Here is a 16,285-nt window from a genome sequence, read left to right on the forward strand (position 1 = left end):
TTCCAAGTTTATAAACCTGGAAAGTCTATGGCTTGTCGGTCAATCCTTCACCCGGCTCAAACCCATCAATTTCAGCATCCAATCGGGTAAAGGTTTTTGATGCTTTCTCTTCTGAATGTCCAGGAACCAGCCTATTTTCTTCAAAATGGGCAATTTATGCGTTTCCACCAGCTCGATCAATGTGCCGTCCGGATCTTCCAGGTAGGCGAAGCGACCCGCAGCCGATTCCATACCGAATGATCTTTCGCTGTCGATGGTGAATGGATATCCTTGTGACTGCAGTTTGGATTTTAATGTATCCATGTCAATTGTATCAAAGCACAAATGGATAAATCCGCAGTCTCCCCAGAACCGGTTTTCGAAGATTTTATTAGGCGTACGGTCCAGCGCCTGCACAAGTTCAATCTGAACGTTACCCAGCAAACGGCTGAATGCACCATGCGGCGTAAACTTTTTTCTTAATAACACCCTTCTGAAACGCTGTCCTTTAACCGATGCTGGAATGTCTTCAAAAACACCCGTTTCATCATAAACGACTTCCAGCGGTTGAAGTAAATTTTTATAAAAAACGAGCGATTGATCCATGTCAGAAACGCCCACAACAACGCCTGAAACGCCGCCAACCGGTTTTTCGGTTTTTTGAAACCACGTTTCGTCGCTTGTAATTTGAAATGTATTTCCATAAGGATCATTGGCCCAGAATCCCTGTCCTTCCGGCAGCGAAACCAATGGGCCTACAGTCTCTTTGGATTGGCTTTTTAACCATTCGTGTGCTTTTTTAACATCGGGCGCCTTAAAACGAATGGCATTGATGCCGAGATCTCCGATTTCAATCTTGAAATTCGCGGGCTGCGACTTTCTGCTCGTAAATGACCAGATTTCCAGTCCGCCTCCACCAGCCAGGTTAATAGCCAAAACGGCATGTCTTTGATGCACTTCTCCACGCGTATAAGGTGTCATCAGCGGCGCCTCGGCCTTTTCATCAAACACGGGCACATCAAAACCAAGCATCTTACGATACCATTTCCATGCGTCTGGCACATTCTGAACACCAATTCCTACCTGTTGAATCCCTGAAATCAGCGGAGTACTCATTCGTTAAAAATTATGATTAGTTAAAGGCTTAATATTTCAATTCCGGGGTTAAGCGGACGACAATTTTACAAAATAAAACGCAAACCAGGCAGCTGTAAGCGCAATTGAGGTGAAAATGTGGAGTGTGGAAAAATTTTCTTGGGATACAGAACCTCATTGCATATTTGATAAACATAATAATTCATATCTTTAAATGAGATTTCCAGAATATTATTTCTAAAAACCTGGATATCAACGCATCCATTATGGTGCATTCGTCGTATGTGTTACGAGCGCTGTCTCACAAAATAGTAGAATGAACGATTCCGTAGTCATTGCCCCAATTAGTGAAAGTTTAAGTGAATTTTTGAGTTCGTCTGAGTATTCCAAGGTTTTTGTAATTGCGGATAACAATACAAAAAAGCATTGTTACCCATATTTTAAGGCGATTTTACCAGCGCATAGCATTGTAAGTGTGCCCAGCGGAGAATCGAATAAATTGTTGTCGACCTGTGAGAGAATATGGGATGCGATGACAAAAGAATCTTTGGACAGGCATGCTCTGGTGATCAATGTGGGCGGCGGAGTGATTGGTGATATGGGCGGTTTTTGTGCGGCAGTTTATAAGCGTGGAATAGATTTTATACAGGTGCCGACGACTTTGCTTTCGCAGGTTGATGCAAGTGTTGGAGGTAAATTAGGTGTTGATTTTCAAGGTTTTAAAAATCACTTAGGTGTTTTTACGCTGCCTCGAAAAGTGTTGATAGACCCTGTTTTTTTAAAAACCTTACCGGAAAGGGAAATCAGGTCCGGGTTTGCAGAAATTATCAAGCATTGCCTGATTGCAGATGCAGCGAAATGGGAAGAGATCAGGTCAAAGGATTTTGAAGAACAAAACTGGACAGATCTGATCGCACATTCTGTAAAGATCAAGCAATCGGTTGTAGATCAGGATCCTACGGAGAAAGGTTTGCGCAAAATATTGAATTTCGGACACACGCTCGGGCATGCCGTAGAGACTTATTTTCTAAATAAACCTGCGAACCAGAGGTTGTATCACGGGGAAGCGATTGCAGTGGGGATGATCATGGAAAGTTATCTTTCCTTCTCCCGAAAAATGATTGACCAGCAGACGCTTACAAATATTGAAGAGTTTCTTTTTGCTACTTATGGCAAAGTGGACATAAAGCAGGAGGATATCGAAGAGATCATAAACCTGACCCGTCAGGACAAGAAAAATAAAGGAAAAGAAGTGCGGTTTTCATTGCTAAAAGGAGCAGGGCAATGTGCATTTGATATAGTGGTGTCTGCTTCTGAAATGCGTAAATCAATAGCTTATTATTTGGGATAGTTTTTAAAAATATCTGGCATAAGCTGTTGGTTTTGATGGATTTGTATAAATACATGCTTGATACATATTTTCATAAACCTGACAAATTAAATGCTTATGCTAAGGTCAATTTTTACTTATGCCGCTTTACTCCTAGTCATCATTATAGCGGGCTGTTCCAGTGGTCGGAAAGTTTTTGTGGAGCATGATTACAGCTACGAGACCAACTTCAAGGATTATTCTTCCTATACTTTCCTGGAATGTGAACGCGACACCAACAATCTCTGCACAGAGATCTACGAAGCCATCCGCCGCCAGATGCAGGTGCGCGGCTACAAGCTAACGGCTGAAAAACCAACATTACTTGTTAACTACGGGATTTTCTACGACAACCTGCGTTACCAGGGCTATATGCAACCGGTAATCAAAAACTGGGTCGACACAGAAAATGACGGCTTCCGTTATGAGCCGATTAAATACGCATTGGATAAAGGAACATTGATCGTTTCCCTGATCGACGCCGAGAGTGACCAGGTTGTATGGAGAGGCTACGCGTCCGGAATTTTCAAAGGCGTAGAAACTTCCAATAACCATTACAGAAGCGTGGTAAGAAGGATCTTCGACCAATACCCGCTCTTTGCAAAGGGATATGATCCGAGGAGATATAGCGAGGCAGTAGGGCGGTAACCTACATTGTCACACTGAGCGTTACATACCCTGTCACACTGAGCGGAGTCGAAGTGCTTGCACGATGTACCTGCACTTCGACTCCGCTCAGTGTGACAGAGAAGGCGCGCTAATCCTGGGTAACGCGCCTTCGACCGCCCGGCGGCCCGGTCCGCTCAGGCTGACAGGGCATCAATAGCTTACCTTAACTTCAAAGTCGCCAGCGTCAAAATCGCCAGAATAATCCCGACAATCCAGAACCGGGTTACAATTTTCGATTCGTGGATGCCTTTTTTCTGGTAATGGTGGTGCAAGGGAGACATTAATAGCACCCTTCGGCCTTCGCCGTATTTACGTTTGGTCCATTTGAAATAGCTGACTTGGACGATTACGGACAGGTTTTCGGCAATGAAAATTCCGCACATGAATGGGATAAGCCATTCTTTGCGGATGGCTAATGCTATGACAGCAATTACTCCCCCCAACATCAAGCTTCCGGTGTCGCCCATGAAAACCTGGGCAGGATAAGCATTATACCAGAGAAACCCGACGCAGGCGCCTATAAATGCGGCGCAAAAGATCACCAGCTCTCCCGAATTCGGGATATACATGATGTTCAGATATTGCGAAAATTTCGTATTTCCGGACAAATAGGCCAGAACGCCGAGCGTAAGCGCAATGATCCCTGAAACACCTGCGGCTAGACCATCGATTCCGTCGGTAATGTTGGCTCCGTTGGAAACGGCGGTGATGATGAAAATAGCGATGATTGTGTAAATAACCCAGGTGTATTCTTCTGGTAACCAGCCGAATAGTAGGGCTTTATAGTCAAATTCGTTGTTCTTGATAAATGGGATTGTCGTTACTGTCGGGTGAATAATGTCGCGGTAACGCTGGATTTCGCCCAAATTAGAGCTCAGCAATGGTTGTTCGTAAATTCTGATCCTCACATTGTCATTAAAAGAAAGCGTAAGGCCTACAATGACGCCCAAACCAACCTGCCCTACAATCTTGAACCGCCCATGCAAGCCGTCTTTGTTGTTTTTGAATTTTTTCAAATAATCGTCCACAAACCCGATCATTCCTGTCCACAGCGCAGTAATAATGAGGAGGACAATGTAGACGTTAGTCAGTTTTGCGAACAGCAGCACGGGAATGAGCAGTGAAGCCAAAATAATGAACCCGCCCATGGTCGGCGTTCCTGCTTTTTCCATCTGCCCGGCTAATCCCAAATCCCGGATCGTCTCGCCCATTTGCTTCTTTCTCAGGAAGTTAATAATGGTTTTTCCGTAAGTGGCGGCGATGAAAAGGGATAGAACCGTGGCTCCCAGCGCCCTGAATGAAATATATTGGAAAACACCCGCTCCGGGGATATTGAAGTGCTTGTCGAGATAATCGAATAAGTAATAGAGCATGAATAATGTATTGGGGATGACTTTGCAAAGTTGGTTCTTTTCAAAGACTACGCAAAAAGGCAATTGTGATTTTTGGTGCCAATATCAGGAATAACGTTTGGCAAAAGCTTCCAGCAAAACTTCCTTATCATCAAAATGATGCTTAACACCCTTGATTTCCTGATAATTTTCATGGCCTTTCCCGGCAATTAAAATAATGTCTTCCGGATTCGCCTCTTCAAAAGCCCTGTTAATTGCCTCGTAACGATCCTCAATAACCGATGTTTTTTTGTAGTCCAGTGGCGGAACTCCCTTTCTCATCTGTTCCAGAATATCCATAGGCTCTTCGTAGCGTGGATTATCCGATGTCAAGATGACCCGGTTGCTCAGTTTACAAGCAATAGCAGCCATTTTAGGCCTTTTTTCTGCATCCCGGTTCCCGCCACAGCCTACAACCGTGATCACTTTCTCATTGCCGCTCCGCAAATGATTGATGGTTTCCAGCACATTTTCCAAAGCATCCGGCGTATGCGCATAATCGACGATCCCCACAATGTTATCCGCAGAATGGAATTGCTCAAAACGTCCGGGAGGGCTTTTCAGGTTCGAAAGTTCGGTCAGCACCGACTCTGGTTTTTCACCCAAAAGAACCGCTGCTCCATAAACGGAAAGCAAGTTATAAGCATTAAACCGGCCAATAACCCGGAACCAAACTTCCTGATTATTAACCTCCATATGCATGCCCGCCAGCGTATCAGAAATAATTTTTCCTTTAAAACTGGCAAGCGTCTGTAAAGAATATGTTTCGACTTTGGCTTTTGTGTTCTGGACCATAACCGCGCCGCGGCGATCGTCGACATTCACGAGCGCAAAGGCAGTTTTAGGAAGTTGGTCGAAGAACCCTTTTTTTGCTTTGATATAATTATCGAATGTCTTGTGGAAATCGAGGTGATCGTGGGTGATGTTGGTGAAAATACCTCCTGCGAAGTGCAAACCGGTAATTCTGTGTTGTGCAACAGCATGAGAGCTTACCTCCATAAAAACGTGGCTGCATTTGTTTTTCTGCATTTGAGCAAGCAAATGGTTCAGCGCAACAGCATCGGGGGTCGTGTGTGTAGATGGGATAACTTCATCCTCTATCTGGTTCTGGACCGTCGAAATCAGGCCGCAGCGATAGCCGAGTGCACGGAAAAGCTGGAAGAGAAATGTAGCGACAGATGTTTTACCATTTGTGCCGGTTACGCCTACTAATGTGATCTTTTGAGAAGGATGGTTATAAAATGCAGCGGCAATAAGCCCCATCGCTTCCGCCGAATCCGGAACCTGAATGTAAGTAACATTGTCACTTATTTTTTCAGGAAGTTCTTCACAAAGAATAGCAGTCGCTCCAAGCTCCGTTGCAGTCCCAATGTACTGATGGCCATCCGTTTGCGTTCCCCTGAGCGCTACGAACAGGCTTCCGGGCATAACCCTTCGGGAATCCAGAATGATGCTTTTAATTATTACTATATCAGAGCCGGTAACATTTGCGCCGGCCACGCCGATCAGGATATCGCTTAAAATTTTTTCTGGGGTGCTCTCCATGAAGGAATTACTGTAATGTTAATAGGATCGTTTTGTTGCCGGCAGCGCTGGTTCCGGGTGGCAGGGATTGCTCCACCACTTTGCCCGAACCTTTAAATGTGACATTGAATCCTTTATTTTCCAAAATATACAACGCATCACGCATGGCCATACCCTGTAAATCAGGCACATCCCTTGAACTCATATTGCGTGACTGCCAATTGGTTTTTCCCTTTTTCAGAAGCGATGCAGCGGCATATTCGCTGCCTTCCGGAACGGGTGTCAGTTTGAGTTCTTTGCTGATAATGTTCAGATCTGCTGATCTTCCCGCCCATTTCACGTCTTTCGACGTTTCAGGCAATGTGTCTTTGATCGGTTTTTGAATGCTAACATCGTAGGCGTAAATCCGGTCGGCAACTTCTTTGAAAACCGGCGCAGCAACACTTCCTGCGTATAATGTATAGTTGGCTCCCGAGCCCTGAGGCGTATCAATGATCACAATAGCGCTGTATTTGGGCTTATCAGCAGGGAAATAGCCTGCAAATGACGTGTAATATTTTCCGGGAGTATAAATGCCATTGATCAGCTTCTGTGCCGTTCCCGTTTTTCCGGCGATCTGGTAAAGTTCCGAACTGATATTTTTGGCAGAGCCTGCTTTTACAACGCCTTCCAGCATTGTCTTTACTTTTTTGATCGTTTCAGGCGAAGCGATCGGCTTATCTTCAACATACGGTGGAATTTTATCTTCCACACCTTCGGCATTCCTGATCTCACGCACGATCATTGGCCTGACCCAGTAACCATCGTTCGCAACAGCATTATAAAGCGCCAGCGTTTGCAAAGGAGTCATGGACATTTCGTAGCCGTAAGACATGAATGTCAGGGAATAAGCGCTCCACTGCTTGGATGTGCGGTCTTTGATGTAAGGCGGCTTCTCACCCTTCATATGTATTCCCGTAGGCGTTGTCAGGTGGAATTTCTTCAAATAGGACAGGTAAGTATCCGGTTTTGAGAAAAAATAGCGCTGCATGAGCATATGCACGCCAATGTTTGACGACTTTTCGAAAACCTGCGTTGCCGTTAAAACACCGTGACCGCCCCTTTTGGAATCATTGATAGAAGTCCCGCGGAAGCGAACCGAGCCTGCGCCTGTATTCACCGTAATTTGGTCGGGGTTCATTTTTGTTTCTTCCAAAAGCGCCATCATCGTCGGCAACTTGAATGTTGAGCCAGGATCGGCGCCACCCGCAACCGCGTAATTGAAAACCTCTTCGTATTTGCCTTCGCCGCGTTTGGTAAGATTGGCCATTGCCCGGATCTCGCCTGTTGCCACCTCCATAATGATCACGCAGCCGTAATTGGCTTTACTTTCAATGAGTTTTCTGCGCAAAGCAATTTCCGCCCGGTCCTGAAAATTCATATCCAGCGTGGTATAAATGTCCCTTCCAGCTTCCGGCTGCACATTTAATGCATCGCCTACAGGAATTTTCATGCCGCCTTCCACCATTTCAACCCATCCTATACCCGCTTTTCCTTCCAGGTTTTTGTCAAAACTGGCTTCGAGGCCAATGTATCCACGTCCGCTTTTGGGATCGATCCCGCCGATGGTCCGGTCAGCCATGGGGCTGAAAGGCTTATAGCGTCTGTAAATCGTTTCAAACTTGCCTCCGCCGCCTTTTCTGTTTTTTACAAAAAATGGCCATTTCTTGATTTTCTCCCGATCCAAATGGCTGATCTGACGAGATTTAAGCCTTAAATAGCGTTTGCTTTTACTCACGCGGTAACGCATGATCTTGTTTTTATAACCAGCCGCAGTATGTTCTCCGAAACTTTTGGCGAGTAGAGACGACAGCTCATCAATGTTATTTCTGAAATATGCCGAATCAGCCACTTTCGTATCCAAACCCACATAGTAGTAAGGCAGCGATGTGGCCAGCAGGCGGTCGTCCACAGAATAAATGTTTCCGCGCATGGCCGGAATGGTGTCGATCTTCAGGTCGTTTTTTGCCGAATATTCTGCCCAGGTCTTGCCTTTGAATTCGTCATAATACTGCACGCGGATCAGTTTACCAAAAACCGCTATGGCCAGTAAAAACAAAAGCCATCCCACAGTTCTGGCACGGGCAATCAGCGCTTTCTTATTATTCTGACCGCTTTCAACGTCGTTCTTCATTACTTTTCAGAAGAAAATTAAGCTTATAAAGATTGAGTATTTTTTATTTGTCAGCATCGACTAATCGTCTTCTTCCGACTTGATAATGATCTTTTTGGGAGGGGTAAGGTTTTCTTCGAGACCTTCGGATTTTACTTTTTCAATGATCACAGACTGCAATCCGCTTTTCATGTATTCGGCATGAATGGACGTGTACTCAGCGCGGAGATCATCCACTTCTTTTTTAAGCTTAATGCTATTCCGCACATATTGTTCCGATTGAAAACCAATGCGTTCGTAAGCCACGAGCAGGATGACGATCCAGCCGAAATAGTAGAAGTATTTAACCGGAAGCCGCTCTTCCTTACCTGGCGCTTTTTCACCGAAAACTTTGTCCAGCGGTAAAAACTTGTTCAGCCAGTTGAATAAATGATATTCCCGCTTGCGCTTCGCTGGTTTTGGAGGCTTAGGCGGAATGGGCTTAGGTCTTCTCTTATTTTCCGACATCTCTCAAGTGGGGATTAAAAATTATATTTTTTCTGCGATCCTGAGCTTTGCGCTCCTTGCCCGCGGATTTCGCGCAACTTCCTCGGGAGTTGCTTCCACCGGCTTTCTGGTAACGCTGCTGAGGGGCCTAATCGCATTTCCGTAGAAGTCCTTTTCTAATTCTCCGTCAAATTTTCCTTTTAAAATGAAATTTTTGACCAAACGATCTTCCAGCGAATGGTAAGACATGACGACCAGTCGTCCGCCAGGGTTAAGCACTTCCGGAACCTGCGTCAGAAACTCTTCCAAAACCGCCAGCTCATCGTTGACTTCGATCCTTAATGCCTGGAACACCTGAGCGAAATACTTGTTTTCACGATGCTTAGGGGCATATTTGAGTAAAATCCCTTTCAATTCCGCAATCGTGTCAATTGGCGTGCTGTGTCTTGATGTAAATATCGCTTCGGCGGCTGTACGGGCATTGGTAACCTCTCCATACATGCCCAGAATCCGCTGCAATTCCGCGCTGGACCTGGAATTGATCACTTCCCGCGCTGTTTTTTCAATGTTAGGGTTCATACGCATATCCAGGTCGGCATCAAACCTCGTGGAAAAACCGCGTTCAGGCGTATTGATCTGGTGTGAAGAAACGCCCAGATCGGCCAGGATTCCGTCCACTTTTTCGGCCTTATGCAGTTTCAGGTAACGCTTCAAATGCCTGAAATTCGCCGCTATGAATGTAAATCGCTTGTCGTCCTTAAATTCGGCAGCATTGGCAGCAGCATCAGGATCCTGATCGAAAACGAGCAGCCTGCCCGTTGTTAATTTTTCCAGAATGGCTCGGGAATGGCCGCCGCCGCCAAAAGTCACATCCACGTAAACACCTTCCGGTTGAATGTTAAGCCCTTCCAGGCATTCGGACAACATGACAGGCTCGTGATATGTACTTTGTAAATCCATTTGTTAAAAGCAACGTAATAGGAACTTATTCTTGCCAGGAGGCAGTTACAAACTTAGCAATTTTCAAGCGTACGAATCGCTGTCGGCAAAGGATTTAATTTCGGCAGCATTTGGTTAATTTAATAACAATTCCCTGTATATGAGACTATTCGATCAGATTGCTACTGTCCTGATTTTATTTGCATTGATAAGTTGCAATTCTTCTGCGCAAACCGACCTGAAAACCGGCACCTGGCGCGCAACGCTGAGCCGGGAGGCAAACCGGATCCCGTTTATTATGGATGTATCCAAAAACCCGGATGGGAAAACTTATTCCGTTGTTGTAATCAATGACACAGAAAGACTCAAAATGGACACCGCGTTCTTCCAGAACGATTCGCTGGTGATCCCGATGGAGCTTTTTGACATGAAAATCATCGCCAAGGCAGAAGGAGAAAAGCTGAAAGGCACTTACTACCGGTATGCAAAAGGCAAAGTGGCCGGCTCAATCCCATTTGAGGCAGAGTTTGGTAAGGATTATAAGTTTTTCAAACCCGGCGAAGCAAAAAGCACCAAAACCGTTGCCGGGAAGTGGGACGCAACATTCATTACGGAAGCCACGGGTGACACAACGCAGTCGGTAGGGACTTTTTCACAAAATGGAACGGACGTAAAAGGCTCTATATTGACCACAACGGGCGATTACCGCTTTCTCACGGGCAATGTGCACGGCGATAGTTTGTTTTTATCCACATTTGATGGTTCCAATGCCAAGCTTTTCAAAGCGGCTATTCAAAGCGACGGCTCGCTGAAAGGTTCGATGTGGTCGGGCGTGAAGAGCTTGCGGAGCTTTACTGCCAAGCCTAATGATAAAGCGAAATTGCCCGATGCGGCAAGTCTTACCTACTTAAAGCCGGGTTTCGAAACGGTTGATTTTACATTCCCTGATTCAGACGGTAAGCCGGTTTCTCTAAAAGATCCAAGATTTAAAGACAAGGTTGTGATCATTCAGATCATGGGCTCATGGTGCCCGAATTGTATGGATGAAACCAATTTCATAGCGCCCTGGTACAAAAAGAATAAAGAGCGCGGTGTGGAAGTTATCGGCTTGTCATTCGAAAGATCGGACGATCCGAAAGTTTCGAACCCAAAGATCAAACGCATGATCGAGCGCATGGGAATCGATTACCCGATCCTCTTGGCCGGAACCAACACCGACGAAGCGACTGCAAAAGCGTTGCCCATGTTGAATAAGGTAATGTCTTACCCCACCACCATTTTTATAGACAGAAAAGGAAAAGTCCGGGAGATCCATACAGGTTTTTCAGGCCAGGGAACAGGCGCTTATTTCGATGAATTTGTAACCGATTTCAATGGCCTAATGGATAAGCTGATTGCTGAAAAATAGATTTTAACAGGGTTTTGAAGAACGCATTGTCCGGCTCCGGGCGATGCGTTTTTTATTTAAACTAAAATTAGTATGCTTGCATAATAGTGGGCTGATTTCTTACATTTGTGAGAAGGGGCACTCCTGACACTACTCAGAATTTTTAAGGATGCGTAAGGAAAAAACAATTGATTTCCAGATAAAATGGGCATGGCATTCGATTTCCAGAATGTACAATGCCTACGCCGCACGTTTTGATACAACTATGGCCGTAGGCTATGTTTTGCTCAACATTGACATTGAAAACGGAACGCCGGCAACCAAAATAGCCCCGTTGCTCGGCATGGAACCCCGAAGCCTCGTGCGGATGCTCAAAAACCTGGAAGAACGCGGACTCATCAAGCGCGAGGTCAGCGAGCAGGACAAGCGGTTTGTGCGGATTGTGCTGACTGATTTAGGAAAAGAAAAACGGGAACTGGCGCGGGAAGGCGTTATTTCATTCAATACAATGATCAGGGACAAGATTCCGCTGGATAAGCTGGTCGTTTTTTTCGATGTAATTAAAGATATCAACAAACTGGTAGAAGAGGAGAATCAAAAACTCAAAGCCGGCGAAATAGAAGAAGAGCTTTAAACCAAACCTTTAAATAATGAATCGTTCAATTCGTAAAGTAGCCGTTTTGGGCTCGGGCATTATGGGATCGCGCATTGCTTGCCACTTTGCCAATATTGGTGTGGAAGTGTTGTTGCTTGACATCGTCCCTAAGGAGCTTAATGACGCTGAAAAGGCCAGAGGAATGACCAGCGAACACCCGGCATTCCGTAACCGGATCGTGAATGATGCCTTGCAGCAGGCTATAAAATCGTCCCCGGCGCCACTTTACAGCCCGGCTTTTGCTTCACGCATTAAAACAGGAAACTTTGAGGATAACCTGGCCGATATAAAAAATTACGATTGGGTGATGGAAGTCGTTGTGGAACGGCTCGATATTAAGAAAAGCATTTTCGAAAAAGTGGATGCCCTGCGCAAGCCGGGGACGCTCGTAACTTCCAACACGTCCGGAATCCCGATCCATTTGATGGCGGAAGGCCGCAGCGAAGACTTCCGCAAGCATTTCTGCGGAACGCACTTTTTTAATCCACCCAGATATTTACGATTACTGGAAATAATCCCAACCTCAGAAACCGATCAGGAAATTGTTGATTTTCTGATGCATTACGGAGATCTTTTTCTGGGCAAAACCACTGTTTTAGCAAAAGATACGCCTGGTTTCATTGCTAACAGGCTGGGAATTTATGCATTAATCCAAACCATCCGGGTCGCTGCCGAAATCGGTTTGAGCGTGGATGAAGTCGACAAGCTTACCGGGCCTGTTGTAGGACGGCCCAAGTCAGGGACATATCGTCTTTCGGACGTTGTAGGATTGGATACAACCGTTCATGTCGCGAACAATTTGTATGCTTCCGGAGAGGGGAAAGATGAATCGAGGGACGCATTTGTGGTGCCTGAGGTCATGCAGAAATTGTATGATAATAAATGGTTAGGCGATAAAACGGGACAGGGTTTTTATAAAAAAATAAAGGATGAAAAAGGCAAATCTGTCATTCTTGCACTGGATTTCAATACATTAGAATATAAGCCTTCTGAAAAAGTTAAGTTTGAAACATTGGAAGGAACCAAGGCCATTAGCGACGTTTCCAAACGTTTTGGCGTGCTGGTTGGCGGCAGGGACAAGGCTGGTGAATTTTACAGAAAGACCTTCGCTGACATTTTCCGATACGCATCCTTGCGGATTCCAGAGATCTCGGATGAAATTTTCCGGATCGATCAGGCCATTGCCGCAGGATTTGGCTGGCAATATGGGCCATTTGAAACCTGGGATGCCATTGGTGTGAAAAACATGCTTTCGATCATGGAAAGCCTGGATATGAAACCTGCGGAATGGGTTTACGAAATGATCGCAGCCGGAAACGAATCTTTTTATAAGGTTGAAAATGGTAAGCGTTCTTACTATGATATTGTTTCAAAAACCTATAAGAAAATCCCTGGACAGGAGAGCTTTATTCTTCTGAGCAATCTTTCAAACAACATTGTCTGGAAAAACGCCGGGGCGAATCTGTATGACATTGGCGACGGAATCCTGAATCTGGAATTCAAGTCAAAAATGAACACGATGGGTTCTGAGGTGATCGAAGGAATTAATAAAGGCATTAGTTTGGCAGAAAAGGACTTTCGTGGATTAGTGATTGGAAATGAATCTTCGGAGGCGTTCTCTGCTGGTGCGAACCTGGCTATGCTGTTTATGTTTGCCATCGAGCAGGAATTCGATGAGATCAATATGGTGATTGCACAGTTCCAGCAGACCATGATGCGCGCGCGTTATTCTTCGATTCCAGTCGTAACCGCACCACATTCGCTGGCATTAGGCGGTGGCTGTGAGCTGAATTTACATGCCGACAAAGTTGTGGCGCATGCTGAAACTTACATCGGACTAGTGGAGTTTGGCGTCGGGATCATTCCCGCAGGTGGCGGAACGAAGGAAATGGCGCTTCGATGCTCGGATATGTATCACGCAGGCGATACGGAATTGAACATTCTTCAAACTGCATTCATGAACATTGCGCAAGCGAAAGTGTCGACCTCGGCACAGGAAGCGCGTGAGATGAATTATTTACAGGATAAAGATCAGATCGTATTGAATCGTTCAAGACTTATTGTGGAGGCGAAGCAAGCAGCCATGGATCTGGCGGATAACGGTTATACGCAGCCGAAGCAGCGAAATGACATTAAAGTCCAGGGTAAAACCGGGATTGCGCTCTTTATGGCGGGCATTGCGCAGATGCGACTGGCCAATTATATTTCAGATCACGACGCTAAAATTGCCAACAAACTGGCTTATGTGATCAACGGTGGAGATTTGAGTTATGCGCAGAACGTTACCGAACAATATTTACTCGATTTGGAAAGAGAAGCATTCCTTTCTCTTTGCGGAGAAAAGAAGACGCTTGAAAGAATGCAAGGCTTGCTGAACGGCGGGAAACCGCCTAGAAACTAGCACTTAGACACTGCAATTTCTTCGTAAATTTTCAAGGGAATTATTGTTTAACCAATTAATGTTCTGCATTTAGCAGGATATTTGGTGAAATGTTCGATATTTAGAACTGATCATCTGTTAATCCGGGATGAAAAAGATTCGCCCTGTATGCTAAATTGACTAAAAGTACATTTGAGCAAAAATGATTTCTAAAAAAGCAAAATACGCGCTTAAAGCCTTAAAAGTTTTAGCAGAACAATACGGGAAAGGGCCGGTCTTGATTTCCTACATTGCTGAAAAAGAGAAGATTCCAAAGAAATTTTTGGAGGCGATACTACTTGACTTGCGTAACAACGGAGTTTTACAAAGTCAAAAGGGAAAAGGAGGTGGCTATTTGCTGCGCATTCCACCAGGTGAGGTCAATTTTTCAAAAGTATTGCGGATCATCGACGGTCCGATCGCGCCGGCACTTTGTGTTTCGATGTTCTTTTACGGGCGTTGCGACGATTGTAAGGATGAAGAAACATGCAGCCTGCGCTCCGTGCTGGAAAGATGGCGCGACGCTAACCTCGCCGTATTGGACCAAACTACATTAAACGACTTGCTTCAAGCTGAAAACGCACAGCCAACAGACGTTTTGACACAATTATAGGCGGTCGTTGCGCACATATAAGCGCGTGTCGTCAAAGTCACCGATCAGTTTGTAATTAGCTTTAACATATTCCAAAAGCGCAGGGTAACTCTCAATTCCTTGTGCTTTTTTGTTTTGCACCCACATGCTGTTTTTCCCCACCGCATCCAGGACAATAGCAGGCCTTGTTCGTTCCATGTCAGCCATATAGCGGCTCTTGTATTTATCCTGCATCGGATGAAGGAAAATAGACCGCTCGGAATGGTTTTCTGCGGTGGCCTGTAACAATTGGGCTTCTACATAATAAGCACATTGCCAACCCCATACGGCCATGTAATCGTCGGGTTTGCTATATTTTTTTAAAGCAATTACAACAGGACTTTGCGCCAGTGTTCTTGCATTGACAGAGTTAAAAGCGTTCAGCCGGCGCTCCTTAACATAGTGATACGCGTCATTGGAAGCAAACCAGAGCAAAACGATAACAGGGAAGGCAACCGACCATTTTTCAATTTTAGATAAACCATAACCCGCCAGCAATGTGCAGGGGATAATGCAGAAATTGAGATAATGTATAAAATCATTACCTGACTTGGTAACCGCGTAAATGCTTGAAAACAGGAGCAATAGAATGGACACAGGAATAATGGGCTTCATCTTGCCAATACTCGGTCTACGAAATATCTGGTAAAATGCAATGCATATCGGCAAGATCAATGCTAATGTAAATATTTGGAAATCAGCGCTTAATCTGAAAATTGTAATGAACTGGCTTGGGATGTCGAGAAATCCTTTTCCGCCCGCGTAAATCACATTTCCTAAAATATAGAAGAAGATCAGGTCAGAAAAGACATTGAAAATCAATGTACAAATGAGTGTCAGGATAGGAAATGTAAGACCTCCTAGCAAGAGAAACAGAACCGGCTTAAACTCCTTTTTTGTTTTAAAACATTGGTAACCAACCCATAAACCAGCCGCAGCAAGAACCAGTGCCTGTGGAACGGCTTGCAGCTTGGCAAAAGGGACGGCACCTGCGGCTAGTCCAAGGAAATATAAGTTAATCTTTTCATTTCCAAGGCCTTGCGTCGCTCTTGAAAGTAACCAGACACAAACAGAAAGCAAGAGAACGGGAAGCTGTTCGCTGGAATAATGGACGAAGTCAATCTCCTGTGTAAAAGCCAGAAACAGCAGCGGAACCAGGGAGATTTTACGGGCAACAGACGCTCCAAACCAGTTTTTAAGAGCATAGAACAGCATTACCAGCGCACCCGCCGCACAAATGAGGCCCATTATCCGGCCGGATGTGTAGTTGATCTCGAAGCCCAGTAACCTTGGGATAACCAGCAAATAATTGTCAAGCGGACCGATTGTGGTGCCGTCCACCGAGCGCCAGTAAATGGGGTCTTTGAATAAAGTAATCGCGTGGCTCAGCATCTGGCTTTCATCAGGATTGAGCTCCCGGTTGAAAACGATAACTGGTAAACGCATGAAAATCAGCAGAATAATAGCTGATATGAGGTAAATTTTGGTTGAAATGGATTTATAAAAACCCAAAAAGACCACAAACGCCGCCAGCACGTATCCGATGAACCAATATACAGGCGGGGAATTGTCAAAAGTGAGCATGCGGT

Annotated in this window: 13 protein-coding genes; 6 read left to right on the forward strand and 7 right to left on the reverse strand. The window is 45.2% G+C overall.

The window, feature by feature from the left end:
- Nucleotides 1–39: 39 nt before the first annotated feature.
- Nucleotides 40–1,095 (reverse strand): VOC family protein, encoded by a 1,056-nt coding sequence (locus NFI80_RS19250; protein WP_235165848.1) that lies wholly within the window; start codon nt 1,093–1,095, stop codon nt 40–42.
- Between the two features lie 295 nt (nt 1,096–1,390).
- Here NFI80_RS19250 and aroB point away from each other — a divergent pair, with 295 nt between their 5' ends.
- A complete protein-coding gene (gene aroB, locus NFI80_RS19255; protein ID WP_235165850.1) occupies nt 1,391–2,425 on the forward strand; it encodes a 3-dehydroquinate synthase in 1,035 nt (344 codons plus the stop codon).
- A 90-nt stretch (nt 2,426–2,515) separates the two neighbouring features.
- Complete coding sequence (locus NFI80_RS19260) at nt 2,516–3,091, forward strand: DUF4136 domain-containing protein (RefSeq protein WP_026631976.1); 576 nt, start codon at nt 2,516–2,518, stop codon at nt 3,089–3,091.
- Nucleotides 3,092–3,270: 179 nt separating this feature from the next.
- Here NFI80_RS19260 and mraY read toward each other — a convergent pair whose 3' ends face one another.
- From mraY to rsmH, 5 genes are all read right to left on the reverse strand, one after another.
- A complete protein-coding gene (gene mraY / locus NFI80_RS19265; protein ID WP_026631977.1) occupies nt 3,271–4,485 on the reverse strand; it encodes a phospho-N-acetylmuramoyl-pentapeptide-transferase in 1,215 nt (404 codons plus the stop codon).
- A gap of 84 nt (nt 4,486–4,569) precedes the next feature.
- Nucleotides 4,570–6,048 carry a UDP-N-acetylmuramoyl-L-alanyl-D-glutamate--2,6-diaminopimelate ligase gene (locus NFI80_RS19270; RefSeq protein WP_235165851.1) on the reverse strand — a complete coding sequence of 493 codons (1,479 nt, stop codon included), beginning with the start codon at nt 6,046–6,048 and terminating at the stop codon, nt 4,570–4,572.
- Nucleotides 6,049–6,055: 7 nt separating this feature from the next.
- Entirely contained in the window at nt 6,056–8,200 is a 2,145-nt protein-coding gene (locus NFI80_RS19275) for a PASTA domain-containing penicillin-binding protein (RefSeq protein WP_233799117.1), read from the reverse strand.
- Between the two features lie 60 nt (nt 8,201–8,260).
- Entirely contained in the window at nt 8,261–8,686 is a 426-nt protein-coding gene (locus NFI80_RS19280; RefSeq protein WP_026631980.1) for an FtsL-like putative cell division protein, read from the reverse strand.
- A 21-nt stretch (nt 8,687–8,707) separates the two neighbouring features.
- Nucleotides 8,708–9,625: a 16S rRNA (cytosine(1402)-N(4))-methyltransferase RsmH gene (rsmH, locus tag NFI80_RS19285; protein WP_235160982.1), complete on the reverse strand. Its 918-nt coding sequence runs from the start codon at nt 9,623–9,625 to the stop codon at nt 8,708–8,710.
- Between the two features lie 139 nt (nt 9,626–9,764).
- On the opposite strand from rsmH, the gene NFI80_RS19290 reads away from it, so the two are divergent.
- The 4 genes from NFI80_RS19290 to NFI80_RS19305 all read left to right on the forward strand — a co-directional run bounded on the left by NFI80_RS19290 (nt 9,765) and on the right by NFI80_RS19305 (nt 14,678).
- Nucleotides 9,765–11,012 (forward strand): peroxiredoxin family protein, encoded by a 1,248-nt coding sequence (locus NFI80_RS19290; protein WP_235165852.1) that lies wholly within the window; start codon nt 9,765–9,767, stop codon nt 11,010–11,012.
- Between the two features lie 148 nt (nt 11,013–11,160).
- A complete protein-coding gene (locus NFI80_RS19295; protein ID WP_026631983.1) occupies nt 11,161–11,625 on the forward strand; it encodes a MarR family winged helix-turn-helix transcriptional regulator in 465 nt (154 codons plus the stop codon).
- Nucleotides 11,626–11,641: 16 nt separating this feature from the next.
- Nucleotides 11,642–14,047, forward strand: a complete 2,406-nt coding sequence (locus NFI80_RS19300) for a 3-hydroxyacyl-CoA dehydrogenase/enoyl-CoA hydratase family protein (protein WP_235165854.1) — start codon at nt 11,642–11,644, stop codon at nt 14,045–14,047.
- 181 nt (nt 14,048–14,228) lie between these two features.
- A complete protein-coding gene (locus NFI80_RS19305) occupies nt 14,229–14,678 on the forward strand; it encodes an RrF2 family transcriptional regulator (RefSeq protein WP_233799112.1) in 450 nt (149 codons plus the stop codon).
- Here NFI80_RS19305 and NFI80_RS19310 read toward each other — a convergent pair.
- Entirely contained in the window at nt 14,673–16,280 is a 1,608-nt protein-coding gene (locus NFI80_RS19310) for a hypothetical protein (protein ID WP_235165855.1), read from the reverse strand. The genes NFI80_RS19305 and NFI80_RS19310 overlap by 6 nt on opposite strands.
- Between the last annotated feature and the right edge of the window lie 5 nt (nt 16,281–16,285).

The organism is Dyadobacter chenhuakuii (assembly GCF_023821985.2).
Classification (GTDB): Bacteria; Bacteroidota; Bacteroidia; order Cytophagales; family Spirosomataceae; genus Dyadobacter; species Dyadobacter chenhuakuii.

What these genes read in the sequence shown, in the direction of transcription:
- rsmH (WP_235160982.1), bottom strand. Translation starts at nt 9,625, where the DNA reads ATGGATTTACAAAGTACATATCACGAGCCTGTCATGTTGTCCGAATGC.
- NFI80_RS19300 (WP_235165854.1), top strand. Translation starts at nt 11,642, where the DNA reads ATGAATCGTTCAATTCGTAAAGTAGCCGTTTTGGGCTCGGGCATTATG.
- NFI80_RS19260 (WP_026631976.1), top strand. Translation starts at nt 2,516, where the DNA reads ATGCTTATGCTAAGGTCAATTTTTACTTATGCCGCTTTACTCCTAGTC.
- mraY (WP_026631977.1), bottom strand. Translation starts at nt 4,485, where the DNA reads ATGCTCTATTACTTATTCGATTATCTCGACAAGCACTTCAATATCCCC.
- NFI80_RS19250 (WP_235165848.1), bottom strand. Translation starts at nt 1,095, where the DNA reads ATGAGTACTCCGCTGATTTCAGGGATTCAACAGGTAGGAATTGGTGTT.
- NFI80_RS19295 (WP_026631983.1), top strand. Translation starts at nt 11,161, where the DNA reads ATGCGTAAGGAAAAAACAATTGATTTCCAGATAAAATGGGCATGGCAT.
- NFI80_RS19275 (WP_233799117.1), bottom strand. Translation starts at nt 8,200, where the DNA reads ATGAAGAACGACGTTGAAAGCGGTCAGAATAATAAGAAAGCGCTGATT.
- aroB (WP_235165850.1), top strand. Translation starts at nt 1,391, where the DNA reads ATGAACGATTCCGTAGTCATTGCCCCAATTAGTGAAAGTTTAAGTGAA.
- NFI80_RS19290 (WP_235165852.1), top strand. Translation starts at nt 9,765, where the DNA reads ATGAGACTATTCGATCAGATTGCTACTGTCCTGATTTTATTTGCATTG.
- NFI80_RS19310 (WP_235165855.1), bottom strand. Translation starts at nt 16,280, where the DNA reads ATGCTCACTTTTGACAATTCCCCGCCTGTATATTGGTTCATCGGATAC.
- NFI80_RS19305 (WP_233799112.1), top strand. Translation starts at nt 14,229, where the DNA reads ATGATTTCTAAAAAAGCAAAATACGCGCTTAAAGCCTTAAAAGTTTTA.
- NFI80_RS19280 (WP_026631980.1), bottom strand. Translation starts at nt 8,686, where the DNA reads ATGTCGGAAAATAAGAGAAGACCTAAGCCCATTCCGCCTAAGCCTCCA.
- NFI80_RS19270 (WP_235165851.1), bottom strand. Translation starts at nt 6,048, where the DNA reads ATGGAGAGCACCCCAGAAAAAATTTTAAGCGATATCCTGATCGGCGTG.